General features: G+C 55.6%; 26 protein-coding genes and 1 pseudogene. 6 read left to right on the plus strand and 21 right to left on the minus strand.

Going from position 1 to position 24,712, the window contains the following annotated elements; translation table 11 throughout:
• Positions 1-9: 9 nt before the first annotated feature.
• Positions 10-912 (plus strand): bifunctional methylenetetrahydrofolate dehydrogenase/methenyltetrahydrofolate cyclohydrolase FolD, encoded by a 903-nt coding sequence (folD, locus tag FAP39_RS01525; protein ID WP_138014597.1) that lies wholly within the window; start codon positions 10-12, stop codon positions 910-912.
• Between the two features lie 94 nt (positions 913-1,006).
• Here folD and FAP39_RS01530 read toward each other — a convergent pair whose 3' ends face one another.
• Positions 1,007-1,438 carry a PaaI family thioesterase gene (locus tag FAP39_RS01530; protein ID WP_138014684.1) on the minus strand — a complete coding sequence of 144 codons (432 nt, stop codon included), beginning with the start codon at positions 1,436-1,438 and terminating at the stop codon, positions 1,007-1,009.
• Positions 1,439-1,510: 72 nt separating this feature from the next.
• Here FAP39_RS01530 and FAP39_RS01535 point away from each other — a divergent pair, with 72 nt between their 5' ends.
• On the plus strand, positions 1,511-2,377 hold the full coding sequence (locus tag FAP39_RS01535) for a LytTR family DNA-binding domain-containing protein (RefSeq protein WP_138014598.1): 867 nt from the start codon (positions 1,511-1,513) through the stop codon (positions 2,375-2,377).
• On the opposite strand, the gene FAP39_RS01540 is transcribed toward FAP39_RS01535, so the two are convergent.
• The 15 genes from FAP39_RS01540 to FAP39_RS01610 form a co-directional block, all read right to left on the minus strand.
• Positions 2,374-3,048: a metallophosphoesterase family protein gene (locus tag FAP39_RS01540; protein ID WP_138014599.1), complete on the minus strand. Its 675-nt coding sequence runs from the start codon at positions 3,046-3,048 to the stop codon at positions 2,374-2,376. The genes FAP39_RS01535 and FAP39_RS01540 overlap by 4 nt on opposite strands.
• A gap of 118 nt (positions 3,049-3,166) precedes the next feature.
• Positions 3,167-3,490 carry an ArsR/SmtB family transcription factor gene (locus FAP39_RS01545; RefSeq protein WP_246058895.1) on the minus strand — a complete coding sequence of 108 codons (324 nt, stop codon included), beginning with the start codon at positions 3,488-3,490 and terminating at the stop codon, positions 3,167-3,169.
• A 64-nt stretch (positions 3,491-3,554) separates the two neighbouring features.
• Positions 3,555-4,787 (minus strand): mandelate racemase/muconate lactonizing enzyme family protein, encoded by a 1,233-nt coding sequence (locus tag FAP39_RS01550; protein WP_138014600.1) that lies wholly within the window; start codon positions 4,785-4,787, stop codon positions 3,555-3,557.
• 87 nt (positions 4,788-4,874) lie between these two features.
• The gene (locus FAP39_RS01555; protein WP_138014601.1) at positions 4,875-6,047 is read right to left on the minus strand and encodes a hypothetical protein; all 1,173 of its coding nucleotides are present in this window, start codon (positions 6,045-6,047) and stop codon (positions 4,875-4,877) included.
• A gap of 64 nt (positions 6,048-6,111) precedes the next feature.
• Entirely contained in the window at positions 6,112-6,537 is a 426-nt protein-coding gene (locus tag FAP39_RS01560) for an SET domain-containing protein-lysine N-methyltransferase (RefSeq protein ID WP_138014602.1), read from the minus strand.
• A 117-nt stretch (positions 6,538-6,654) separates the two neighbouring features.
• Positions 6,655-7,743 carry a Zn-dependent alcohol dehydrogenase gene (locus FAP39_RS01565; RefSeq protein ID WP_138014603.1) on the minus strand — a complete coding sequence of 363 codons (1,089 nt, stop codon included), beginning with the start codon at positions 7,741-7,743 and terminating at the stop codon, positions 6,655-6,657.
• 85 nt (positions 7,744-7,828) lie between these two features.
• The gene (locus FAP39_RS01570) at positions 7,829-9,046 is read right to left on the minus strand and encodes a TCR/Tet family MFS transporter (RefSeq protein ID WP_342777173.1); all 1,218 of its coding nucleotides are present in this window, start codon (positions 9,044-9,046) and stop codon (positions 7,829-7,831) included.
• Positions 9,047-9,168: 122 nt separating this feature from the next.
• On the minus strand, positions 9,169-10,524 hold the full coding sequence (locus FAP39_RS01575; protein ID WP_138014604.1) for a lyase family protein: 1,356 nt from the start codon (positions 10,522-10,524) through the stop codon (positions 9,169-9,171).
• 2 nt (positions 10,525-10,526) lie between these two features.
• Complete coding sequence (locus FAP39_RS01580; RefSeq protein ID WP_138014605.1) at positions 10,527-11,237, minus strand: alpha/beta fold hydrolase; 711 nt, start codon at positions 11,235-11,237, stop codon at positions 10,527-10,529.
• Positions 11,230-12,018 carry a 3-oxoadipate enol-lactonase gene (pcaD, locus tag FAP39_RS01585; RefSeq protein WP_138014606.1) on the minus strand — a complete coding sequence of 263 codons (789 nt, stop codon included), beginning with the start codon at positions 12,016-12,018 and terminating at the stop codon, positions 11,230-11,232. Before pcaD ends, FAP39_RS01580 begins: the two co-directional genes overlap by 8 nt.
• Entirely contained in the window at positions 12,015-13,214 is a 1,200-nt protein-coding gene (locus FAP39_RS01590; RefSeq protein ID WP_138014607.1) for an endonuclease/exonuclease/phosphatase family protein, read from the minus strand. The genes pcaD and FAP39_RS01590 overlap by 4 nt, the downstream gene beginning before the upstream one ends.
• Positions 13,211-13,672 carry a macro domain-containing protein gene (locus FAP39_RS01595; RefSeq protein ID WP_138014608.1) on the minus strand — a complete coding sequence of 154 codons (462 nt, stop codon included), beginning with the start codon at positions 13,670-13,672 and terminating at the stop codon, positions 13,211-13,213. Before FAP39_RS01595 ends, FAP39_RS01590 begins: the two co-directional genes overlap by 4 nt.
• Positions 13,669-14,643, minus strand: a complete 975-nt coding sequence (locus FAP39_RS01600) for a threonine ammonia-lyase (protein ID WP_138014609.1) — start codon at positions 14,641-14,643, stop codon at positions 13,669-13,671. Before FAP39_RS01600 ends, FAP39_RS01595 begins: the two co-directional genes overlap by 4 nt.
• Positions 14,640-15,479: an alpha/beta fold hydrolase gene (locus tag FAP39_RS01605; RefSeq protein ID WP_138014610.1), complete on the minus strand. Its 840-nt coding sequence runs from the start codon at positions 15,477-15,479 to the stop codon at positions 14,640-14,642. Before FAP39_RS01605 ends, FAP39_RS01600 begins: the two co-directional genes overlap by 4 nt.
• Positions 15,480-16,166 carry a haloacid dehalogenase type II gene (locus tag FAP39_RS01610; protein WP_138014611.1) on the minus strand — a complete coding sequence of 229 codons (687 nt, stop codon included), beginning with the start codon at positions 16,164-16,166 and terminating at the stop codon, positions 15,480-15,482.
• Between the two features lie 163 nt (positions 16,167-16,329).
• Between FAP39_RS01610 and FAP39_RS01615 the strand changes: the two genes are divergently transcribed.
• Positions 16,330-16,758, plus strand: a complete 429-nt coding sequence (locus FAP39_RS01615; protein WP_138014612.1) for an FKBP-type peptidyl-prolyl cis-trans isomerase — start codon at positions 16,330-16,332, stop codon at positions 16,756-16,758.
• A gap of 98 nt (positions 16,759-16,856) precedes the next feature.
• Complete coding sequence (locus tag FAP39_RS01620) at positions 16,857-17,918, plus strand: NAD(P)H-dependent flavin oxidoreductase (protein ID WP_138014613.1); 1,062 nt, start codon at positions 16,857-16,859, stop codon at positions 17,916-17,918.
• 92 nt (positions 17,919-18,010) lie between these two features.
• Here the strand turns inward: FAP39_RS01620 and FAP39_RS01625 are convergent, their stop codons facing one another.
• Genes FAP39_RS01625 through fabA form a run of 3 tightly spaced genes read right to left on the minus strand, consistent with a single transcriptional unit; the run spans position 18,011 to position 20,580 of the window.
• A complete protein-coding gene (locus FAP39_RS01625) occupies positions 18,011-18,802 on the minus strand; it encodes an enoyl-ACP reductase FabI (protein WP_138014614.1) in 792 nt (263 codons plus the stop codon).
• A 6-nt stretch (positions 18,803-18,808) separates the two neighbouring features.
• Positions 18,809-20,038 (minus strand): beta-ketoacyl-ACP synthase I, encoded by a 1,230-nt coding sequence (gene fabB / locus FAP39_RS01630; protein WP_138014615.1) that lies wholly within the window; start codon positions 20,036-20,038, stop codon positions 18,809-18,811.
• Between the two features lie 32 nt (positions 20,039-20,070).
• The gene (gene fabA / locus FAP39_RS01635; protein WP_138014616.1) at positions 20,071-20,580 is read right to left on the minus strand and encodes a bifunctional 3-hydroxydecanoyl-ACP dehydratase/trans-2-decenoyl-ACP isomerase; all 510 of its coding nucleotides are present in this window, start codon (positions 20,578-20,580) and stop codon (positions 20,071-20,073) included.
• Between the two features lie 197 nt (positions 20,581-20,777).
• On the opposite strand from fabA, the gene irrA reads away from it, so the two are divergent.
• Together irrA and FAP39_RS01645 are read left to right on the plus strand one after the other, a co-directional pair.
• Positions 20,778-21,194 carry an iron response transcriptional regulator IrrA gene (irrA, locus tag FAP39_RS01640; protein ID WP_138014617.1) on the plus strand — a complete coding sequence of 139 codons (417 nt, stop codon included), beginning with the start codon at positions 20,778-20,780 and terminating at the stop codon, positions 21,192-21,194.
• 94 nt (positions 21,195-21,288) lie between these two features.
• Entirely contained in the window at positions 21,289-22,275 is a 987-nt protein-coding gene (locus FAP39_RS01645; RefSeq protein ID WP_138014618.1) for an NADPH:quinone reductase, read from the plus strand.
• A 6-nt stretch (positions 22,276-22,281) separates the two neighbouring features.
• On the opposite strand, the gene FAP39_RS01650 is transcribed toward FAP39_RS01645, so the two are convergent.
• Complete coding sequence (locus tag FAP39_RS01650) at positions 22,282-23,817, minus strand: phospholipase D family protein (RefSeq protein ID WP_171006759.1); 1,536 nt, start codon at positions 23,815-23,817, stop codon at positions 22,282-22,284.
• Positions 23,808-24,677 (minus strand): annotated as a pseudogene (locus FAP39_RS01655) (glycosyltransferase family 2 protein). The gene FAP39_RS01650 and the pseudogene FAP39_RS01655 overlap by 10 nt, the downstream one beginning before the upstream one ends.
• Positions 24,678-24,712 lie beyond the last annotated feature (35 nt).

Consider the following 24,712-nt stretch of genomic DNA (forward strand, 5'->3'; position numbering starts at 1 on the left):
GAATTCAACATGACAGCAGATATCATTGACGGCAAAGCCTTTGCCGCCACCGTACGCGAAAAAGTCGCAGGTCACGTTGCCCGCCTAAAAGAAGAAAACGACATCACGCCGGGGCTGGCGGTTGTCTTGGTTGGTGAAGATCCTGCGTCGCAAGTGTATGTGCGCTCGAAAGGTAAGCAAACCGTCGAAGTTGGCATGAATTCTTACGAGCACAAGCTCGAGGTGGATACATCCGAAGATGACCTGCTGGCGTTGATCGCCAAGCTGAACTCTGACCCAAGTGTTCATGGTATTCTTGTGCAGCTGCCTTTGCCCAAGCACCTTGACGAAGATTTGGTCATCAACTCGATTGACCCTGCCAAAGATGTTGACGGTTTTCATATCTCAAATGTGGGTTTGCTTGGCACAGGTCAAAAATCCATGGTGCCATGTACGCCGTTGGGGTGCCTGATGATGCTGCGGGATTATCACGGATCACTCTCTGGCATGGATGCTGTTGTTGTCGGTCGCTCAAACATTGTGGGCAAGCCTATGGCGCAACTGCTGCTGGGTGATAGCTGTACCGTGACGATCGCGCATTCGCGTACCAAAGATTTGGCCGATGTGGTGCGTCGTGCAGATATCGTGGTGGCGGCTGTTGGACGTCCCGAGATGGTCCCAGGCGATTGGATCAAGAAAGGCGCCACAGTGATTGATGTGGGCATTAACCGGATTGATGCGCCAGAAAAGGGCGAAGGCAAAACTCGGCTTGTCGGCGATGTGCATTACGAAAGCGCTGCGGCCGTAGCAGGGGCAATTACGCCTGTTCCGGGCGGTGTCGGCCCGATCACGATTGCCTGCCTGTTGGCCAATACTGTAACGGCCTGCTGTCGCGCCAACGGCTTGGCTGAGCCAGACGGTTTGACGGCATAATTTCAAGTCTCAATCGGGCGTACCAAAGCGGTACGCCCGAATTTTTCATCGGATACCAGCGCGTTTCATTTCATCACGCTGTATCTAGAGGAGGTCACTTGCCGGATACGTCGACGGGAATCATGCTTCCGGTTAACAGCGCGATATGTCGGGTGCTATCGTCATCTTGCAGCGCATAGACGTCTGCTTGAACAATCACCAAACGACGCCCGGGTTTTATTACACGCCCCTTTGCAATCAATAGACGCCCCGACGCCGGAGCCAGCAAATTTATTTTCATTTCGGTTGTGAGCACTTCACACGTCTCGGGCATCACAGATAGTGCGGCATACCCTGCGGCGGTATCCCCCAAGGAAAATGTCAATGCGGCGTGGCCAAACCCTTGTTGTTGCTTGAATTCTTGTAGTATCGGTGCTGTTAAGCTGACCGAGCCAAGCGCAATTTCATCTATTTCGGCGCCGATGGTCTGCATAAAACTTTGGGCAGCAAAGCTCGCATTAATTTTGTTTTCAATGTTAGGTGACAAGGACATGGTATTTCCCCTTAGCGGCGAGAGTATTTTTTGCAAAGATTTACGGACACGTTAAAAGCGAAACACATGTCAAAACAAGTTCAGCCTGAAGTGAAACACCAGAATCCGGTCGACCCGGTTGCTCATATTTTGAACAGCTTTCGGGAAACCTATGCATCGCTCTTATCTCCGGGCACTCTGACAATTTGGGTGGTCAGCACGATCACAGCATCTGTCGCTGGTCCCTTTGGGACATTTTCCAGCATGAGCTTACTGCTGCGCTTTGGGTTTTGGGCTGCGGTGGTGACACTCTCTATTTTGCTTGGATACTTTGGGCATGCCGTGGCCACGAGCATTGTGGACGCGTCCAATTTTGTCCGGCGAACGGTGTTGGCATCCACAATCTCTTCGGGATTGATTGCCGGATTGGTGTATTTTCTGTCGTCACCTGCTGGGCCGTGGGCAAGCGTTGGCCGCCCAGAGTTTACGGTTCTATTAAGTTACGTCTTCTTGATCTGTGGATCTGTTGGATGTTTTCGTATTCTTATTCATTCTCTATTGAATAATGCGCAACTGGACGCAGGTGTTCCTGACGTAGAGCCCGATGCGGTTCTGTCGTCTGCTGTTGTGCCCCCCGCAACGCAACAACCAAGATTGGCGAAACGGTTGCCCGAAGGGGCAAGGGGCGACATCTTGCGCGTTTCTGTTCAAGACCATTTTGTAGATGTTCTTACAGATCAAGGAACAACCAGCATCCGCATGCGGTTTCGCGATGCGTTGGATGAAATTGACTGCGTCGAAGGGTGGCGGGTGCATCGGTCACATTGGGTGGCACGTGCGGCTGTTATCGAGGTCCGCAAGGAAAAAGGGCGCATGTTTGTCTGTCTCCGTGATGGTTCGGAAGTGCCCGTTAGTCGAAATTATCGGGAGCAGCTGGAGCGCGAAGAGTTTTAGACGGCTGTCTCGCGCGGCATGTCGATGATGCGTGGCGTCGGGCCAGTGACAATGGCCTGTGCTTCGCGGCGCATCAATGCGGATAATGTGCCTTCGTGCCCGGGCCGTGGACGCGTTTGCCCTGCATAGGATGGCAGGATCACGCGATCACTGTCGAAGAGGAACGCGGGGCGCGACGTCGAGCGAAGTCGGGTCTGCATTTGGACGCGTGGATGAAAACAGCCCGAGACTTCGCCACTTTGGGTGCTCATTGCCTGATGTCGAAAGCTCAGCGGTGGCACCGGTAAGACGGCGAGGTGGCTGCCTCCCAACGCGACAGGTCCGGCATCATGGACGCCTTCAATCCAGACCCAACGCCGCCCCGCTTGCAAGCGTGATATCCACAAGCGATCCTGTTCGGGAAGTGTGATGCCGGTATCTGGCGTGTCGAAACTATCGCCAAGGCAAATCACCGTCGCAGCATGCGTTAACTGCAGGTCGGTTTCTAGGCGAATTAATGTGTCGCGGGTTGTGTGTGATGTGTGTCCTTGCGCAGACTGCGGTCTTGTCTCATCCGAGCTGCCCAATAGAAGGTCAGATACGCATAGAATGCGTGTTTCCGGCCACCATAGCGCCCCGGATCCAAGAGCAAGTAACTGGGCACCAGCAAGGGAAAATGACACACCATCCATGGTCCATTGGTGCCGCAAAAGACGCGTGCGAGCAAGAGTATTACAGGACAGTGAGCACTTTCAGGTTGTTTCGAGCGGCACTGAAAATGTTCTTAAACTGTCAAGACACACGGAAGTATTAAGCTTCTTGCGCAGGTCCACAGAACAAACGGTAGAGCATACCGATGACTTCGGCGGTGTTTTCATCGGCCAGACTGTAGAAAATGGTTTTCCCTTCTCGCCGCGTTTGCACCAAACCTTCTTCGCGCAGGCGCGCCAACATTTGGCTCACGGCAGCCTGACGAATTTCCAGCAGGCTCTCTAGCTCTCCAACTGATTTCTCTCCAGATCCTAAATGGCAGAGGATCATGAGGCGGCCTTCGTGTGCCAGCGTCTTGAGATAGGCGGCTGCACTTGCGGCGCTTCTTGCCATTTCGGCAGGTGGGGCAGGGGGCTTCTGCATGTTCAAGGTTCGGGGCTCCTCAGTCTTTTCTAAGATATAGCATGCTGATTTGGAAAGAGCGAGATCACTTGGTCTTAAGTGGAGCCCCCCCAGCAAAATGGTTATCTTGGGCGTAACTGCAGGGTGCATCCTGCATTTCCAAATGTAGCCCCGCGCCGCTGTATGGGTGCGCGCGGGCCAAGGCTTCATTCACGTCAATTCCAAGACCCGCCTTGGTAGGGGCAGCAATGAAGCCTTCGTCGACGGCAATTGTTCCACCGATCAGATCGCGGTGAAAATCTGTTTCGATGCACTCCACGAGCAGACAGTTGGGTATCGATACGCCCAATTGAATATTCGCCGCCCATTCGATTGGTCCCGCATAGAGATGCGGAGCGATCTGTGCGTTGTAAACTTCGGCGATCGCAGCAATCTTTTTTGTTTCCCATATTCCGCCAGAGCGCCCCAGAGCGGGTTGCAAAATCGTTGCGGCGCCAAGGCGCAGGGCTTCGGCGAACTCTGCCTTGGTGGTCAGTCGCTCGCCTGTTGCCACGGGGGTTGTGACCGCGCGAGCCACCTTGGCCATCTCGGCAAGGGCATCTGGCGGTGTGGGTTCCTCGAACCAAAGAGGGGAAAACGGTTCCAACGCGGTGCCCAATCGAATGGCACCAGCCGTCGAGAATTGCCCATGCGTGCCAAACAGCAAATCGGCGCGATCTGCGATGGCATCACGAATGGCTTGGCAGAATGCCACGGATTTGGTGATGTCGCGCATTGCGGGCATATGACCGCCGCGCATGGTGTAGGGGCCTGCGGGGTCAAATTTGATCGCCGTATAGCCTTTGTTGACCATCGCCAATGCGGCCTCTGCTGCCATGTCAGGAGACGACCAAAAGGTATCGGTATCATGATGGTCTTGCGGATACAGATAGGTATAGGCCCGCAAGCGATCATTCATCTTGCCGCCAAGCAAGGCATACACAGGGCGATCACGGTCTTTGCCCAGAATATCCCAGCACGCGATTTCCAGACCGGAGTAGGCGCCCATCATGGTCAGGTCGGGGCGCTGGGTGAAACCGGACGAATAGCATTGGCGAAACAGCTTTTCGATATCTTCTGGGTTTGCGTCGAGAAAATACCGATCGAACACGTCCCGTATCACGTGGGTCATGGACTGTGGTCCGACCGATGCGGCGTAACACTCGCCCCAGCCGACCACTCCGGTATCTGTCGTCAGCTTGATCAAAATCCAATATTGCCCGCCCCATCCGGGGGCTGGCGGTGCGGTGACAATGACATCAAGCTCACGAAGCTTCATGGCGGCTCTCCTGCTGTTTCAAGATACCGTGCGGTGGACGCACTCTGGTGTCCAGAAAAAATCAGGTGATCTATTGCAAGGGCAAGATTAGTCGCGGCGCACAAACCCCAAGATAAAGATGGCCAGCAGCAGCACCACATTGATGACCACAAGGCCGGTCAATGCACTTGATGCGGTGGATTGAATCCAACTTGGGAACTCGGATGCTTCGGCGCGGCGAAACGATAGCAGCGACAAGGCAAAGGATGAAATCGCCAGCGTGTCCAGCCCCGCAATGAAATACAAAAGCTTGGATTGAATTTCGAGTTGCAGTTTTGATTTCTCGTCGCTGACGTATTTTACGAAATCCCGAAAATCACACACGGCATTGTGCAGGCTCTCATAGTCTTCTTCGACCTGCCAGCGGTCATCAGTGGCATCATAACAGTTGGCCAGCCATGGTTTGAGGTTGGCGCGATAATCTGCGCGTTGCTGGCGTGAGATCTGAAGATAAAAGGTCAGTTCGTTCATGGCCGTGTTGAGGGCTTTCAAACGCTGCCCTTTCAGATCAGACGTGCGCGTGACAGCGGACTCTAAGACCGAGCTTCGAATGCGACGGGCCTTGAGCCAATTGATTTGAAGGCGAATCATCAGGGACGTGAAATAGAATTCTTCTGCATGGTCCTGTCGCAAAATTGCCGAATAGCTCCAGCCCCCGAAAATGGCCCATTTTTCGCTTGGGCCGTCATGCTGGGACACGGCACAGTCGGCAAGCTCCAGTCCCTCAGCGATAAACAGTTCGTCAAGGCGGCTTCTGAATGCGGCGGTGTCTGGCCCGCCAAACACACGATGGATTGGGGTTTTCAGATCATGATCAATCTCAATTTTCGCCGACAGGGCGATGCGGGCGACCAAGGCTTTGACCAATGGCTCTGCATGGGGCAAGACGTTTTGAAAATAGTCCGCCTGAGACAGATCTGTTGCACGGGTAAGGTCGTTAAACTGGGCTGCGTACAACAGGCAGATATCCCCCGTCGCAAGCAAGAATATTTTGAAAAAACAGCTCGTCGTATGTGGCTCGGGCGATTGAATATGACCGCTTAAATCCCATTCCAACGAGGCATTGCGTCGAAGCGCGCTGAGGCAATCGGAAAATACATCTCCGGAAAAGACGGTCTCTGTGCCGCCGATATGGACATCATCGCGATTGGCAGAGATTTGCTTGGGGATCATGCCAAGGATCGGGCACTGAATATCGATCAATGAATCCACGGTACTCATCAAGGTGACGCGTTGCGGTGTGGAAAGGTGAACTGGATGAATATAATAGCGTGAAAACATATAGTTATGTAAGTAAATACGCTCCTAAGGGTGATGCAAGGTAGGCCTCGGGTACACCGTGTTCCAAATAATTCAAGGTCAGCTCTTCCTCTTTCGAAATGGCGCGTCGTGCCTGAATAGCCCACCCATCAGGCACAATGGATAAATTCGGCGTAGAGCTATGATTTATCAAGGCATATAGCGTGGCGAAGGGACGGCATAAGACCAAATTTCCCCCTATGCCGTTCCACTCGAGCGTGGCGACATCTGGGTGGGAGGCGTAATCGACAACTTGTCCGTCGAGGTGACCCAAAACAGCATTCTGATCGAAATCTCGGGCGGCAAAAAGTCCTTGGCCGTGGATTTGGCTTGGGGCTTCGTACACAGTCCGGAGATTGGTGATACGTTGCCCCGTGGGAGGGACAACAAATTCTGGCGTCGGATCAGTCATGCCAAAACGGTAGAGATCAAGATGCGCCGAGACAAGATCAAACTGGCAGACATGATGTCGTTTCGGGTGACTTGCACAGTGGCCCCCGCATGCAATCAACACACGGAGGCGTATGGATTAGGTGTCGAACAAAATCACGTTGCGTTTCGCTGAGCCGGTTTTTGTATCGGCAATCGCGTCGTTGATTTGATCCAAAGTCCAGCGGCCAGAGATTAACTCGTCTAGTTTGAGGCGGCCTTGTTTGTACAAGTCTACCATCCAAGGGATATCACGCTTGATCACCACATCCCCCATCTTTGAACCCTGCATGCCTTGCCCCACCGCCGCCAGAACAACCGGTTCGTAGGTCGATTTTGCGCCAGAATGGGGCATGCCAACCATAATGATCTTGCCACCTGGTGCGAGGTATCGCGGGGCCAGATCATACGCAGGGATTGCCCCGACCGTGACGATCACGGCATCCGCGCCACGCCCCATTGCCCGAAGCGCCTGGACATAGGGTTTCTTGTCTGTGGCCAGAACCCCATCGGTGGCGCCAAACTCTTTGGCGATGGCCAGTTTTTCTTCGCTCATATCCACGGCCACGATACGGCGTGCACCCGCGATGCGCGCGCCTTGGATGGCGTTCAATCCGACACCCCCTGCACCGATGACAACCACGTCCTGTCCCGCACGAATTTCGGCGGCATTCACAACGGCTCCGATGCCGGTGATGACACCACAAGCGATCAAACTTGCGGCTTCCATCGGAATGTCTTTCGGAATTTTTACAACTTGGCTTTGGTCCACCACCACCTTTTCGGCGAACGCGCCACAGGCCATTGCCTGATGCAATTTTCTGCCGTCTGCGGTGGCCAGCGGCCCCTTGTCACCATCATAGGGGGTTTGGCAAATCACAGGTTTCCCACCGGAACAAGACGGGCAGGTCCCACAGGCGCGGATCAGGGTGACCACAACACTGTCTCCCTCTGCCACGCCCTTGACACCAGCGCCGACATTGGTGACCAACCCAGCCGCCTCGTGGCCATAGACTGCGGGCAGGCTGCCACCCCATGCGCCTTCTGCAAAAGAAATATCAGAATGGCACACTGCCACCGCCTTGAGCGTCACTTCAATTTCGCCCATTTCAGGGCCGCGCAAGACCACATCTTCGACAGTTAACGGGGCACCAAATTCATGGCAAACGGCGGCTTTGATTGTCGACATTCAGATTCTCCAAAGTGTTGACCCAGCGTCGCCTGACGGAGTCACCAGCGCAAGCGTGAAATTGGTTTGACGTTTGGTAACAACCTTAAGTTCGGCGGCGCGAGGTCAGGAAAATCACGGTGGCACACAACATGACCAGCGCTGAAAACAGGAACGGCGCGCCGGGGGCGTAATAGGGGCCTTCTGTTTCGGAAAAGCGGGCAAAAGCTTGGGTCATCAATATGGGCGAGATGATGGTGGCAAGGGATGTCAGGCTTGCCAGAACGCCTTGAAGTTCGCCTTGGGCGTCATCGCCCACACGACGTGACATCACGGCCTGCAGCGCAGGAATGCCGATTGCGCCGAGCGCCGTGATCGGGATCATCAAAAGAACCAGCATTCCGTTTGTCGCCATGCCAAAAAACACCAAAGAGGCAGTTTCGATCCACAACCCCAGCGACACGGTCCCACGCGTGCCAAGCAGTCGGATCGAGGGGGCGACCAACAACCCTTGGGACAGCGCATAGCACCCCCCGTAGATGGCAAAGGACAGCCCCAGCATGGCGGGGGACCATTGAAATAACTCGGTCGCGTAATATGGCCAGACCGAGACATAGACGATCACGGCCACTTCGTAGAAAAAGAACACGATCAAGAGTTTTGTCAGTTCGGGAAGCTTTCCAATTGCGTAGAGCGCCCCAAGCGGATTGGCCCGCAGCCAGCTAAAGGGGCGGCGAATGGCATCGGTCACGGTTTCTTTCAGAACAAAATACCCCAACACGGTATTGCTCAACGCCAATACGGCGGCCACGTAAAACGGGGTGCGCGTGCCGACTTCGGCCAACACGCCGCCCAACAATGGGCCGAGCACAAACCCCACCCCAAAGCCTACGCCGATCAAGCCAAAATTACGGGCCTTTTCGTCGGGTTTTGAGATGTCAGCCATATAGGCAGATGCTGTGGCATAGGTGGCAGATGTGACACCTCCTACAAGGCGTCCGACAAGCAACAGCCAAATGCTGCCTGCAACAGCCATCACCAGATAATCCGCGGCCATCACCAAAAGTGAAATCAACAACACCGGCCGTCGCCCGAAGCGATCCGAGATGGACCCAATCAGTGGGCCGCACAAAAACTGGGTCACCGCAAAAGCTGTGGTCAGGATACCGCCCCAGATGGCCGCATCCGCAAGCGTGTTGCCGCTGACCTCTTGGATGAGGTCGGGCATCACAGGCAGAATGAGCCCGAACCCCATTGCGTCAATTGCGACTGTGGTGAGGATAAACAAAATAGGTAAACGACGGGACATAAGGCAGATACTCAAATCGTGATCCTTACCAATAGGGTGCGAAATCGAGTTTGAGAAGAGCCTCGGATGGTTCCCTGACGTGATATGTGTTTTCGGCAGGAAATGGGGTATCGCCTGCGCATTAGCGCATTAGCGGCTTAGCTGGTTCTTGCGGCACGATCCTTGTCAATTGTTGCAACACGATCAGCAAATGCGCGTGCCGCGTGTGGGGCTTGGCCCATTTGTTGTGCGGTTTCAAAAATGGCATCCAGATCTAAATCTGAATAGGTCGCGGCCACAAGCGTGCGCAGATGTGTGCGCGTCTCGAGCGCCTGCTGGCACAGCGATTTCGTGCTGGCCTGTGCCTCTGGGCGGCGCATTGTGTCCGCCAAGGCAAAAGACAGGGCCTCGGCGTGCATCAGCCCCAACGCGTTGTCAATTTGGCGCGCAATGCCTGTTTGGTTCGGCGACAATGTTTCAAGTACGTGTTTGGCCATGGTCAACGCAGAAGCGGTGCCCAGGCAAATTTGAGGTAGGCACAGCCATTCGCTAAACCATGCTGCGCCGTCGCGCTGATGCTTTTGGACGGCAGCGCCCTGAAGCGTGGCATGCAATCCGCGCGCCTGATGAGACAGGGCGACCATTGCAGAAGGGGCCACCGGATTTTGTTTTTGCGGCATAGTAGAGGAGGCGCCGACCGGCCCCAAATCAACGGTCGAGACATCAGACATCGCCATGGCAATCAGATCCTCGCCCAGCTTTCCAAGGGCGATGTTTACCCGCACCAGCCAATCCACAATCTTTAGAATGGGGGTGCGGTCTGTATGCCAACTGCGGCCCGGATCGCGCAGCCTCAGGGCCTTGGCAAGCTCTGCGCGGACCTGTGGGGCCTTGGGGCCAAGGGCAGACGCCGTGCCCGCCGCACCCGAGAGCGACACCATAAGACATTGTGCTTTCAAGTCGGAAATTTCACCCAAAAGGGTTTCCAAAGGCGCGCCCCATTCCGCCGCTTGAGCGCCAAAGCTTGTCAGGGTTGCGGATTGCCCAAAAGTGCGGGCAACAATCGGTGTCTGCGCATGTGCCCGCGCCAGTTTTCCCAAACGCGTTAATGTGGCCGAGAGGTCGGTCTCCAAAATCCCAAGCAGCTGACGCAAGCGCAGCATGAGACCGGTGTCCAGAATATCCTGAGACGTCGCGCCCCAATGGATATACTGCGCATGCTCGGGGGCTTCCATGGCTTTGCGAAAGGCCGCCACGAGGGCCGGAATACACACGCCGTTCTGTCCCGTGGCATCCGCCAGCCCCGCCGGATCAATTTGGGCTTCCATCGAGGCGCGGTGGATGAAAAAGGCGCTGTCTTGAGGGATCATGCCTAGCTCGCCTTGGACCTTGGCCAACGTGCCCTCGACAAGCATCAGCGCGCGCACTTCGGCGGTGTCGGTAAACAATCGCCCTGCATCACCTGATGGAAACAGTTTTGAAAAAAGTGGGCTGTCGAACACGGAACCTGCCATGATCACTCCTTGAGTATGGTGTTTATGAGCGCCGCAAGTCCCGTCGGGTCGGAAAAGAAGGGCGAGTGGCTGGTGGGCATCTCGTAGACATCTTTGGCGGGCCAGTCACGCACCATTTCGGCCTGAAATTCGGTTGGAATCGCATTGTCGTAAAGACATCTGACATAGCTTTTTGCGCAGGTCGTATGCCCAAGCCCAAGCTTGGCAGGTGTGATCTGGGGCAGGGTGGCTTGGGGGGTTAAATGCGCCAAGGCGAAATCTTCGGTGCCTTCTGGACAGTCTTGATAAAACACCTCGCGGGTGTGGGCAGGATCAACGGTATAGCTTTTGTTGTCTGCAGCGCGTTTGATCGCCTTGAGAATGGGTTGCCGCGGGGCCAGTTTGCGCATGTCGACAAGCGAATGACCTTCGCGCGGGATATAGGCACAGACATAGATGATGCGCGCGATCTTTTCCGGCGCGATATCCGCGGCCAATGTGGCCGGGTATCCGCCCCAGCTGTGCGCAACAAGAACTGTGTTGTCGCCCAACTGATCGACCACCGACGCCACACAGCTGTCCAAAGTGACCTGATCTAGCGGTGTGGTATCCTTGCCGTGGCTGGGCATGTCCATGGCGCGCGGGCTGTGTCCCAATGCCGTCAAAGCAGGCAGCATGTCGCGCCAGCACCAAGCCCCGTGAAGCGACCCGTGCAAAAATAGAATGTCAGACATGGCCGATCTCTTTCAAAAAGGTGGTCAGATGGGCTGCATAGGTCTCGGGATCTTCGACACAAGGCAGATGCCCTGCGCGCCGGATCAGCGCAAATTTGCTGCCGTGGATCAGATCAACCGTTTCACGCACCAGATCAGGCGGAGTGGATCTGTCTTCGCTTGCCGCAATGCCAAGCGTGGGCAGGCGCAGTCCACTTGTTGGGGTGTAAAAATCGGTGCCCGCAATGGCGGCGGCACATCCGGCATAGCCCTCGACAGATTGGCCAAGCAACACATCGCGCCAATGGTTTAGGTCCGGCGTGGCGCGAAAGGCTTTGGAGAACCATCGCTCTAGGGTTGGGCCGGTGATGGCTTGCATCCCGTCTTGGCGTACACTGTCAATGCGGTCATGCCACATGCTGGCTTGGCCAATCTTGGCCGCCGTGTTGGACAAGACCAAGGCGCGCACCAGATCAAGGCGCTTGACGGCCAGTCCTTGGGCAATCATGCCGCCCAGAGACAGCCCGACAAAGACCACACCCTTGAGCTGGAGGTGATCCAAAAGTTGTTCGGTATCACGCACCAACGTACCCATCGAATACGGTCCGTCCGGGCAAGAGGACTGGCCGTGGCCCCGAATGCTGAAACGGATATATTGAAGTTCTGGCGGCAAATGGGGCAAGAGGGCATCCCACATGTGCAAATCCGTGCCCAAGGCGTGGGCGAACACCACTGGTGCCCCTTGCGGATTTCCTGCGACCTCATATTCGAGATCAACGCCTTTTAGGGTGGCAATGCTCATTCCGGTGTTCCCAGCTTCATGTGCGCCATGATTTGCCCGTGGTCACTGGCCAGTTTGTTGTACGGGGCCTCTGGGTGGCTGCCGTCTGTCAAATGGTCGTTGAACACACTTAGGTATTCCATCTCGCCAATGCGCTGGGCGTTGTCTGGGTGGAAATGGTGCGACATATAGATTTGGTCGAGGCTTTCATACACACCGCCAAAGGCTGCTGTGTACACCATATCGCGCAGGGATTTGCGCACAAAGAACTTCTCTGCGCTGGTCAATTGGCGTTCAAGGACTGACGTACGTATCTTTGCCGCATCGGACTTGGAATAGCGGTCATTGCGATCTTGGGCATCATGGCGCAGCATCCACGAATAGTTGCGAAACGGGGCTTCGCCGCTAATGATTTCGGAACTGACCGCGTGCTCTGCGTCGTTGAAGTCACCAAGCACCATCACGGGTCGGCCCTGTTCCAGCTCTGCCAAAATTTCGCGACGCAAAACCCACGCTTCGGCCATCCGGCGCAGGGCTGCGCGCAGGGACCCCATGGCGCGACCGGCGGCATCATATTGGGTCAGGTCTGCTTCAGGTGCAAAGTCAGCGGCAGCAGGTTTCACATATTCGCCAAGCTTGGATTTGAGGTGGCAATTGAACACTGTCACGATCTGGCCCTTGATGGGGATGCGGGCTTTTTGGATCGGGCGCGACAGACGGGTCACGGTGTAATGTCCGGCATCGCCGCCGCCCAAATCGGACAAGGGGATATGCAGGGGCGTGTCGAGAACCTGAATGATTTCCGGAGGTTCCGCGAACCCGAACCGAGACAGAATGGCAAGCCCGGGCCGACGCTGCCCCGGTGTGCCAGTGTCATTGGCATTTGGTGCAAACGCAAGGCCCGCATCCGCATAAGGCGTATAGCCGAGTTTGCGAAAAATGGCCTTTTTGCGATAAGATTTGTCACGTGTGGGCAGCACCGCATCGTTGCTTTGCTGACCAATGTCATCTGCGGCCTCAAGCACATTTTCCAGCGCGTCTTGGGTAAAGATTTCCTGAAAGCCGATGATATCTGCATCCATCGAGAAAATCTGATTGGCCATCCAATCCTGTTTCCACGCGTATTCTTCGGGCGTGTAGGTCATGTATTGATAATATTCCTGATCGGGTCCGATCAGGTTTTTCACGTTAAACGTGGCAATCGTAAAAAGAGTCATGCGTGATCTTTCAAGGCTGGGGGCAATGTGACCAGACAATGATCAAGCCCCGCAAGAGAGGTGTCAATAATAGGTGCAATATCCGGCCAATGGCCGCCTGCAAGGCCCGCCCCGATCTTGGGGTAGCCTATACGTTGATTTGGAAACTGTTGTGCGATGCGATCAAACGCGTCCTTGAGCGCAACAAGGTCCACCAGTGGTGGCGTGCCGGACCAGTGGAATTGCGTATATGCGTTGACAATGGTGCATGGTCCGTGTGTTGCGGTCGAAATTTTGCCCAGCTTGGATCGCGCCCCAAATGCGGTGGCACGATCCGCGACCACGGCCTGTGGAAAGGCGCGGGCAATCTGCGCCGCGATCCCAGCCCCCATCGCATGGAAACAATTGCAGCCATGTACGATCACGTCCAAGTCCCCGCGACGTGCCATCGCCACAAGATCACCGTCAATCTGTCTCACGACGTGCGGTTAAGAGCAGTCTTGAACATGTCAGGATCGACATTACCGCCGGTGCACACCGCAATCACCGCATCGCCTTTGGTTTCTTGGCTGTGAAACAGGGCCGCCGCCAGCGCCACAGCCCCCCCCGGTTCGACAACGATTTTCAAACGCGAAAATGCCAAGGCCATCGCATCAAGGGCTTGGTCTTCGGTGACAACAATGCCCGGTCCACACAGGCGCGATAAAATCGGGAAGGTCAGCTTGCCGGGTTCTGGCGTGACAATGGCGTCACAAATTCCGCCAGACAGCGTGGTGTTGCGCTCGATTTTGCCGCTGGCCAAAGACCGCGTCGTGTCGTCAAACCCTTGCGGTTCGCAAGGGCGGGCACGCAGGTCAGGTGCATCGGCCTCGAGTGCAAGGGCGATACCTGACGTCAGGCCGCCCCCCCCGCAACACACCAAGACATCTGCGGTCTCGACACCTTCGGCGCGGGCCTGTGCTGCAATTTCAAGACCTGTGGTGCCTTGCCCTGCTATCACTTGCGGATCGTCATAGGGTTTTATCAACGTGAGCTGTCTGGCCTCGGAATACTTTTGCCCAATGTCTTCTCGGCTTTCTCCGCCTGCGCGATCATACAGGACCACCTCGGCCCCGAGGGCGCGGGTGTTGTCGATTTTCATGCGGGGGGCATCTGCTGGCATGATAATGACGGCAGGGACGCCATGGGCCGCCGCAGCCATGGCGACGCCTTGGGCGTGATTGCCTGACGAAAAGGCAATGACGCCGCGCTTGCGAATGTCAGGATCCAGCGCAGACACGGCGGACCAGCCGCCGCGAAATTTGAAAGATCCGGTATGTTGCAGACATTCGGGTTTCACCAGAACGCGTTTGCCTGCGATGTCATCCAAGAATGGTGATGACAACAAGGGCGTGTGACGTACGTGGCCTTCAAGGCGGCGGGCTGCTGCGCGGATAAGATCAATGTTCATGTCTGCGCGCCAAGTAATGCAGTCCAGTCTTTGATCACAGCAACAGACGCGTCTTCGTCCAAGAAGGGGACATGCCCGCGGTCTGGGATGGTGGCGGCCACCATGTCGGGGCGGCGATTTTGCATATCTTGCAGGGTTTGCGCGCTCATCAAATCGGAATTGGCACCGCGAATGGCCGCGACAGGCGCCGTAGCCAGTGCATCAAACAAGGGCCACAGATCCATCGCGGGGGCATCTGGATCATAGGATTCCAGCACCGCATCCCGCAATTTGGGGTCATAGTTGATTTTCAGGCCAGAGGATGTCGGGACAAAGTGCTTTTCAACCTCTTCACGCCATCGCGAGGCTGGGACGTTATCGAAGCCCTGAATGCGGCTGCCAAAGACCTCGGCGGCCTCATCAAGGGTTTTCCAAATCGGGTTTAGGCCGATAAATCCGAGAATTGTAGCCAGCCCGTCGGTTTCGATGACGGGACCGATGTCTACGAAACACACACCCGCCACACGATCAGGCACAAGCGCGGCCAGCGTCAGTGCGATCAGGCCGCCCCGTGATGTGCCCAATATTGCGGCGCGATCAATCCCCAGATGATCCAGAAGCGCAATGACGTCCTGTGTCTCTTGCGGGATAGAATAGGTGCCATAGTCCTCGGTCCAATCAGATTGGCCGCGTCCGCGGTAATCCGGGCAAATCACGCGCATGCCCGTAAGATGGGGCATCACATAGTCAAAATCGCTGGCATTGCGGGTCAGCCCCGGCAAACACAAAAGCGCAGGCCCTTGGCCGTGGTCGGTATAGTGCAACGAAAGGCCATCAGAGGTGGTAAAGCGGGGCATTCAGGCTCCTGTGAGGTCGGGAATTGAAGTGAGGTCTGACAAAATCGTATCGGGGGTCCATGGCAGGCGATCCACCGGATCATTGGCACGGTTCACCCATGCGGTTTGAAACCCGTACCCTGCCGCGCCGGCCGCATCCCATCCGTTGGATGATACAAACAGAACCTGATCTTTGGTGCAGCCAAACCGTGCGCCAACCAAGTCGTAAACGACCTTGGCCGGTTTGAATATCTTGACGTCTTCGACGCTCAGGACGCCGTCGAGCAGGTTTCCGATGCCCGCGCTTTCAACGGCTCCGCTCAACATATCCGGAGATCCGTTCGACAAGATTGCGTTGGTGATACCTTGCTCTTTGAGCGCGGCCAGCATTTTTGGCACCTCGGGATACGCGGACAGTTCCCAGTACAGCGCCAGCAAGCGGGCTCGAAGTGCTGCATCATCCTGAAGACCGCTGGCCTCAAGCGCCCAATCCAACCCGTTTTGGGTGACCTCCCAAAAATCCGTGTGGGCGCCAGTGATGGCCCGTAGCCACGTATATTGAAGCTGTTTCAGGCGCCAGTTTTCGGCAACTGTGGCCCAGTGCGTGGCAAATGCGGCATTGTCGGAGGTGGCGGCGGCTTCGCGCGCGGCAGCCGCGACATCAAACAGCGTGCCATAGGCATCAAAAACACATGTTGTGATCGTCACTTTCGATCCTCCTTTTGGGCGGCATACTGGCAGGAAGTTCGGCCCTGTCAAACGCTCAAATATGCCTGTTTGCGTTTCTCTGGGTCTGCGCTTAGGGTGCGCCGCATCTTTTTTGGCGGGCCATTCGGCTTGCTGGTTTAATAAATCCAGAATTGGAAATCGCATGAGCGTAGCAAAATCGGGCGACACCGTCCGCATTCACTATACCGGAACCCTAAGTGATGGATCTGTTTTTGACAGTTCTGAAGGGCGCGACCCGCTCGAGTTCACCTTGGGGTCAGGTCAGGTCATCGCAGGATTTGACAGCGGTGTGGACGGCATGGCCGTCGGTGAGAAAAAGACAATCGAAATCCCATCTGATCAGGCCTATGGCCCCGTCCACGAAGAGGCGCGCCAAGAAGTGCCACGCAGCCAGATTCCGGCGGAAATTCCGTTGGAAGTTGGTCTTCAACTTCAAATGCAGTCCCCGACAGGCCAAGTCGTGCCTGTAACCGTGATCTCGATCTCGGAAGAGGTCGTCATGCTGGATGCGAACCATGCCTTGGCAGGCAAAGACCTGACTTTTGCGCTGGAACTGGTTTCCATCGGCTGAGTTCAGCCTCGCATTCAAACACGGAAGGCTCGCAGTATTTCTGCGGGCTTTCTTTTTGCGCGGGTCTTGTCATTCTAGCTGCAAAGCGAGGATTCAATATGCGCACATGGTTGACCGATAGATTTTCTCTCGAGGTGCCGATCATTCAGGCCCCAATGGCGGGCGTGTCGACGCCGGAGATGGCAGCGGCCGTCAGTGCTGCAGGCGGCCTGGGGTCATTGGGGGTTGGTGCCGCGACGCCTGATGTAGCCCGCGAGATGATCGCGCAGGTGCGCAAATTCACCGACAAGCCCTTGAACATAAATGTGTTTTGCCATCTGCCTGCTCAAAGAAATTCCGCAACCGAACGCGCGTGGCTTGATGTATTGCGCCCAGAGTTCGACAAATTTGAGGCCACCCCACCTGCGGAGTTGGCTGAAATCTATCAAAGTTATCTGACGGATGACGCGATGCACAGGATGCTTCTTGACGTGAGGCCCGACGTGGTGAGCTTTCACTTTGGGCTTCCTGATGTGGCCAAGATCAGCGCCCTGAAACACGCGGGCATCGTGCTGCTGGCCTCTGCAACGTCTCTGCAAGAGGCAGAGGCCTGTGCCCGTGCTGGCGTAGATGCGATTGTGGCTCAGGGGATTGAGGCTGGCGGGCATCGGGGTATTTTTGATCTAGACGCTGCCGATCAAGAGCTGACGACGGCAGCTTTGGTCAAGACACTTGTGGATCATTTGGACCTGCCGGTGATTGCCGCCGGTGGGGTCATGAACGGTCAAGACGTGGCCCAGATGCTCGCGCTTGGCGCGGCGGGGTGCCAATTGGGTACAGCCTTTGTGGCATGTGATGAATCGGCGGCAGATGCGGCCTATCGGGCGGCGCTGCATGATCCGGCCTGTCAGCCGCCTGTGTTGACACGGGTTGTGTCAGGTCGTCCGGCGAGATGCCTTGCCAATCAATTTGTGCAGTGGGGGCAAGACCAAGACATATCATCTGTTCCGGCCTATCCCGTCACCTACGATGCGGGCAAGTCGTTGAATGCGGCGGCCAAGGCACAGGGAAATACGGGCTATGGTGCGCAATGGGCTGGAACTGGTGCGATGTCGGCAAAGGCCGGCCCGGCCAAGGAAATTTTGGCAGCGCTGGCATTGGAATTGGCCGCAAACTCCTAGATGGCGCGAACGCCGAGCGCAGCGAGGCCCGGCCCAACATTTGGCGCCCCGCGCATGTGCGCGGCACTCCAAATGGCGGGAGGTTAATGTGTTTAGAGGTTTTCTGACTGCGGCATGCCCAGAACGTGGTATCCGCCATCAACGCGGATAATTTCGCCCGTGGTATAAGCCCCGGCATCAGACGCCAGATATACGGCGGTGCCACCCACGGCCTCGAGCGTCGCGTTTGACCGCAGAGGCGCATTGGCTTCGGTTTGACGGAAGGTTTTGCGCGCGCCACCAATGGCTGCGCCAGCCAATGTTTTCATGGGGCCGGGTGAGATCGCATTCACACGAATGCCTTCAGGACCCAGATCATTGGCCAGATACCGAGTGGCCGCTTCAAGCGCTGCTTTGGCCACACCCATCACATTATAAAACGGGGTAACTCTGTTGCTGCCCTGATACGTCAGCGTCAGAATGGTTCCGCCATTATCTTGCATCAGCGGATGCGCCCTGCGGGCGACTTCGATCAGCGAATACGCGGAAATATCCAGCGAGTTTTTAAAGTTGTCGCGGCTGGTGTCCAGAAAACGTCCGGTCAGTTCATTTTTGTCGGAATAGGCGATGGCATGCACCACAAAATCGATGGTGCCCCAACGCTCTTGCAACTGCGCAAATGCGGCATCAAGAGATGCGTCATCGGTGACATCTACATCCACCATAAAATCGCTGCCAACTTTTTCCGCCAAAGGCGCAAGGCGCTTGCCAAAGGCATCGCCCTGATAGGTGAACGCAAGTTCCGCACCGGCTTCATGCATGGCTTTGGCAATGCCCCACGCGATCGAACGCTCGTTGGCCACGCCCATAATCAGGCCGCGTTTGCCCTTCATTTGATCAGACATCTGCGGTTATCCTTTGTACTTCGACAGGATCATCGAGCCATTTGTGCCGCCAAAGCCAAAGCTGTTGGTCATGACACTGTCGAGTCCTGCATTTTCCACCAATGTAGTGGCAATTTCATTTTCGTTGATTGCTGGGTCCAGCGTGTCCACGTTGATGGATGGCGTGATGAAATCATCGTCCAGCATCAACAGACAGAAGATCGCCTCAAGCGCGCCAGCGGCCCCTTGGGCGTGCCCAGTCATAGACTTGGTTGAACTGATCGGCGGTGTGCTGCCTTCGCCAAATACGCGGCGCACGGCTTCGACTTCACCCACATCTCCGACAGGCGTGGATGTGCCGTGGGCGTTGATATAGTCAACCTTGCGGCCTTCGGGCAGGGTTTGCAGGGCCAGACGCATCGCGCGCTCGCCGCCTTCGCCTGACGGGGCCACCATATCATGGCCGTCAGAGGTTGCCGCAAAGCCGGTGACTTCGGCGTAAATTTTTGCCCCACGGGCAAGCGCATGCTCAAGGTCTTCTAGAACGACCATGCCGCCACCGCCAGAAATCACAAATCCGTCGCGGTCGGCATCAAATGCGCGTGACGCGGCGGCTGGCGTGTCGTTCTTTTTGGAAGACATTGCCCCCATTGCGTCAAACAGACAGGACAATGTCCAGTCCAGCTCTTCGCCGCCACCCGCAAACATCACGTCCTGCTTGCCCATCATGATTTGCTCTGCCGCATTGCCGATGCAATGCAAAGACGTTGAGCACGCCGAGGTGATGGAATAGTTGATGCCCTTGATCTTAAAGGCTGTGGCCAAGTTCGCAGAAATGGTCGAACTCATGCACTTGGGCACGGCAAAAGGCCCGATCCGTTTGGTGGCGCCGGTTTTCAACACGGTTTGGTGTGCTGTCAACATTGCCGAGGTCGATGGCCCGCCAGAGCCCGCCACCAAACCGGTGCGTACGTTCACCACATCGTCTTCAGAGAGATTGGCATCCGCAATCGCCTGCTGCATCGCGATATGCGCGTAAGCTGCGCCGCCGCCCATGAACCGCAGGGTGCGCTTGTCGACATGCTCTGACACGTCAATCTTCAACGTCCCTGCAATTTGGCTACGAAAGCCATGCTCTGCCATTTGCGGGCTGGTTTCTATACCGGAAGTCCCTGCTTTCAACGAGGCGCGAACCTCGTCGGCATTGTTTCCGATGGATGACACGATCCCCAGACCGGTGATGACGACGCGACGCATGTGCGTTCTCCCTCAATACTGCTTAGTCAAGATCAGGTGGCTGCGGCCAACCCGACTTTCATATCTGACACTTGATAGATCAACTCGCCATCTGCCTCAACGCGGCCATTGGCGACACCAAGTTTCAGTTTGCGATCGATGACCCGTGTGAAATCCACATAATATGTCAACATCTTGCGGTCTGGTTTGACCATGCCCTTCAGCTTAACTTCGCCGACGCCCATGGCCATGCCCTGACCGAGCATGCCGCGCCAGCCAAGGTTAAAGCCGGTCAATTGCCAAAGGCCATCCAGCCCCAGACATCCGGGCATAATCGGGTTGCCTGGGAAGTGGCACTCAAAGAACCAGAGATCAGGTGTGATATCAAATTCGGCAACAACATGCCCTTTGCCGAACTCGCCGCCGTCGGCGCTAATGTCGGTAATACGATCCATCATGAGCATCGGGGGCATCGGGAGCTGCGCATTGCCCGGGCCGAAAAGTTCGCCCTTCGCGCATTTGATAAGTCCCTCTTTGTCAAAGCTGGTTGGATATTCGGCCATGTGGACAAGCCCCCTATAGTCACTGTATTTTTTGGCTAACTTCCCTCTAGCACCCTGTCTATGTGTCCTGCAAGAGTTGCCATGTCTCGTTGACATGAAGAATGCCGTTATCAACCCAGATTAGACTGCGACTGAATTTCAATTGAAAAAGCCCCCTGTCTGGCCTTATATAGTCTGTGAACAAGAAATTGGCTGTTATGACTTCGGAAGCGACACATATTGGTACTGATTGGCTGACGCAGGCTGGATTGCGTCCGACGCGTCAACGTGTGGCGCTGGCATCTTTGTTGGTCGGTGATGGCATGGATCGGCACGTGACGGCCGAAAGCTTGTACGCGGACGTGCAAACGCATGGCGAAAGCGTATCGCTTGCGACAGTATACAACACCTTGCGGGCGTTCTGTGATGCGGGTTTGATGCAGGAAATCACAGTGGATGGCTCCAAGAGCTATTTTGATACCAATACGCATGATCACCCGCATTTCTTTTGGGAGGATACGCGCGTGTTGACCGATGCCCCCATGGATCAGCTTGAAATTATACGCTTGCCGGACGTGCCCGAAGGGGCCGAGGTGTCCAAAGTGGACGTTGTGATCCGCCTTAGACGCAAATAAATCGAACAATTTTCAGAGTGTCGTCACGTCCCACCGGATTGCGGTTGGGCGATTTTTCGTGTCAGCATCCGATTGAACTTTGAAAGGGACCATCATGAAAGCAGTTTGTTATCGCGCCTTTGGGGCTGCACGCGACGTGTTGGCGGTTGAAGACATCGCCACGCCCGAGCCACAGGCTGGCGAAGTATTGGTACGCATTGCTTTCTCCGGGGTGAATCCGTCTGATGTGAAATCGCGCAGCGGCACGCGTCCGGGCGTCACAAAACCGGCGTTTCCCGCAATTGTCCCGCACAGCGATGGGGCTGGTGTGATCGAAGCTGTTGGGGCAGGCGTCGATCCTGCGAAGATCGGCACAAGAGTTTGGATTTGGAACGGTCAATGGCAGCGCGCATTTGGCACTGCGGCCGAATATATAGCACTTCCAGAAGAACAGGCGGTCGCGTTGCCGGACGGGGTCTCTTTGGAGACAGGGGCGGTGCTGGGCATTCCTGGCCTCACGGCAGCGCATTGCGTGTTTGGTCAAGGCGACGTTGCCGGAAAAACCGTGTTGGTCAGCGGCGGTGCGGGGACTGTCGGCATTCTTGCCGTACAGCTGGCCAAATGGGGCGGTGCCAAGGTTATTGCGACGGGTTCGACACGTGACATGGATCGCATCAAAGCGGCTGGAGCCGACACGGTGCTGGATTATAAAAGCGCGACTTTGGCGGCTGATATTGTCGCGGCAAATAACGGTGCGCTTGTTGATCACGCCGTCGAGGTCGAATTTGGTGTGAATATCGATATGCTGGCCGACGTCATGCAGCAATGTGCAACAGTGGCGATTTATGGGTCGGCAAAAGACATGACGCCGACGCTGAATTTTGGTCCTTTGTTGTTTAAGGCGCTGACGTTGGATATCGTGCTGATCTATCTGCTGCCGTTGGCAGAGCGGCAGGCGGCTGTGGCGCGCTTGCATGACGCCCTTGCGGCGCAGGCGCTGTCAGTTGACGTTCAAGAGGTTTTTGATCTGGCCGACGCTGTCAGCGCCCAAGAGGCCGTTGAGGCTGGTGGGCGATCCGGGGCAATCTTGGTGCGTCCCTGATTTCAACTAGAGCAGGGACTCAAGACCAAACCAGATTGGCATCTTAGCGAGGAAATGCTGCCAGAATGTGGCGTTCGGATCTTGGGAAAACCGTTCGGTTTTCCCATGTCCGGTAAAGGTCCAGACAAGATTGCCATTTTGATCCAGTGTCACGCGGTACGCATACCGTTCAACGCTTTGATGCAGTTCGCGCGTCAGGGATTTGGCATAGGCGGGACTGTGGACAAACAGACCAATTTCGGAATTGGTTTTGATCGATCTCGGGTCAAGATTCAGTGACCCGATAAACACGCGATCCTGATCCAACACCGCCAGTTTGGTATGCAGCGTCAGGGGCATTGGCGTATCATCAATGGTTTCACCAAGGGCCTCAAGCGCATCATGGCGCAATTCAAACAGTTCAACTCCGCCCTGAAGCAATGCCTTGCGGTGGCGCGCGTATCCGCCATGCACATAGGCATGATTATTTGAGGCCAGCGAATTGGTCACAACGCGCACTTTCAGGCCTTGGGCGACAAGGTCAGTAAAGAAACGCGCGCCATAATTCTCGGGGACAAAATACGGGGTGATCAGCGTCACCTGATGTGTACTGCGCCGCATTTCCTGAAACAAGGTTTCTGCCAACACATGCGGCCCGTCCCCGTTTTTGTTGCGCAGTTTTTCGGGGGTATCCACAATCAACGTGGAGCGCCCCCAGAACGGGCTTATTTTCCCCGTTCGGATATGTTCCAGATAGGGGCTATTGATTGCATTCTCATACGCGGCGATTTCATCTTGGGTGATGTCATACCGCAGGCTTTGGCCCAATGCCTTGGATGTTGCGATCTCGGTTGGCGCCAAGGCGTGCATTGGCACGGAATACACATCATTCCAGTAGGTATCAAAGGCTTGATCAAGCTCGATCGCTTCCGGCCCAAATATCAAAACGTCATAGTCAGCAAAGGCCTCGGAGTCCTTAAGCTCATAGTACTCGTCCGCATAGTTGCGGCCGCCCATAATCGCCATCGAACTGTCGACCACAAAGGTTTTGATGTGCATGCGTCGGTTCACACGCTTGAAATCAAAGACAAACCCCATGGATTTGGGAGCATGGCGAGACGCAGGGTTGAAGACGCGCAGCGCAATGTTGGGATGCGCATCCAAGCTGGCAAGCATCGTATCGTCTGCCGTTGTGAACACATCATCAAGCAAAAAACGAACCTTCACGCCGCGATCGGCTGCCGCGAGCAGGCGATTGGCAATCAGCTTGCCTGCTGTGTCTGGTTTGACCAAAAACGTTGCAATATCAATGGATGTTTCTGCGGCTTCGATCATGCGCAGACGCGCCCCTAAGGCATCCGTCCCGTTATCAAGCTCAAAATATGCAGTCTTGCTTGGAAGGCCGGCCAATCGTTGGCTGACAGAGGGGTTAAGCGAATGTTCCTGTGTTGCACTCAGCGACAGGCTTGGTGTGCGGTGCTCATCAAATGGCACGTAGGTGCAGGCCGACGCCAGCCCAAGCGCACAAACCGCCCAGAACGCGCGAAACGTGGTCAGAACCATTGACCAGGTTCCATCAGCCCGAGGTCGAGCAGCTGGCGTGAATGCCATTCAAACGGAACCGAGTTGTGCCAGCGGAACGTGGAAATATCAAACGTGCTTCCCGGATTGGTTTTCAATGCCTTTGCCGTTCTAAAAGAACAGATCGCGGTCGTGATATTGTTATGCCATTCACAGCTGTAGGTGTTGTATTCTTGGTCGTTGAAGGTGAAGTCAGAATTTAGCACCAGCCCGGGTTTGTTTCGAAATAGGGAAATCCGGTCGATTTTGCGTTTGTCTGACGGGATGTGTTCTTCATATCGCCAACGCAACCCGCCAAAGAAATCAAGTTGCCGCTCTTTGGGGTGGTTGTGGTTTTGTGGATCAGGACGTGCGAGCGCGTAATAGCCGGATTTATCCATCTGCGCCTCTTCAAGGGAAACCGCATCCGGGTGGTTTTCCAAGTCGCCCGCATAGAGGTCAATCACATAGGTCAAAATGGCCTCGCGACGCTCTTCCATCTAAAATGTGGTCAACTCGCCTACGGTCCGGGTTTCGCAGAAAGGATAGAACAAGTATTCGGCATTATAGCAGTAATACAGCCAGATATTCGGGGCCGTTTTTATGATGTGGTTCACCACGTCGATCATGGGTTGACCAGAGACGTTCTCCAGCCTGATCCGATGCACCGTTTGGGCCAAATCATCGTCAAGGTCGAAGGCGTCAGACATAAACACCAAGACCTGCCGAAACCCCAAATCCTGATGGTGGCGGATGGTTGTCCCGAGCTCTGTGCGGTCCTCGGCAAAAATCAATGCAACAGGGCCTTTCGCCAAAGCAGCCTTGTTGTTTTGGGTAAACTCTTGAACCGACGCGTATTTCATTGCCAAACCCTGTCCTGTTGCGCCCCAAATTCGAT

It is taken from the genome of Shimia litoralis, assembly GCF_005518135.1.
Lineage (GTDB): Bacteria > Pseudomonadota > Alphaproteobacteria > Rhodobacterales > Rhodobacteraceae > Shimia_E > Shimia_E litoralis.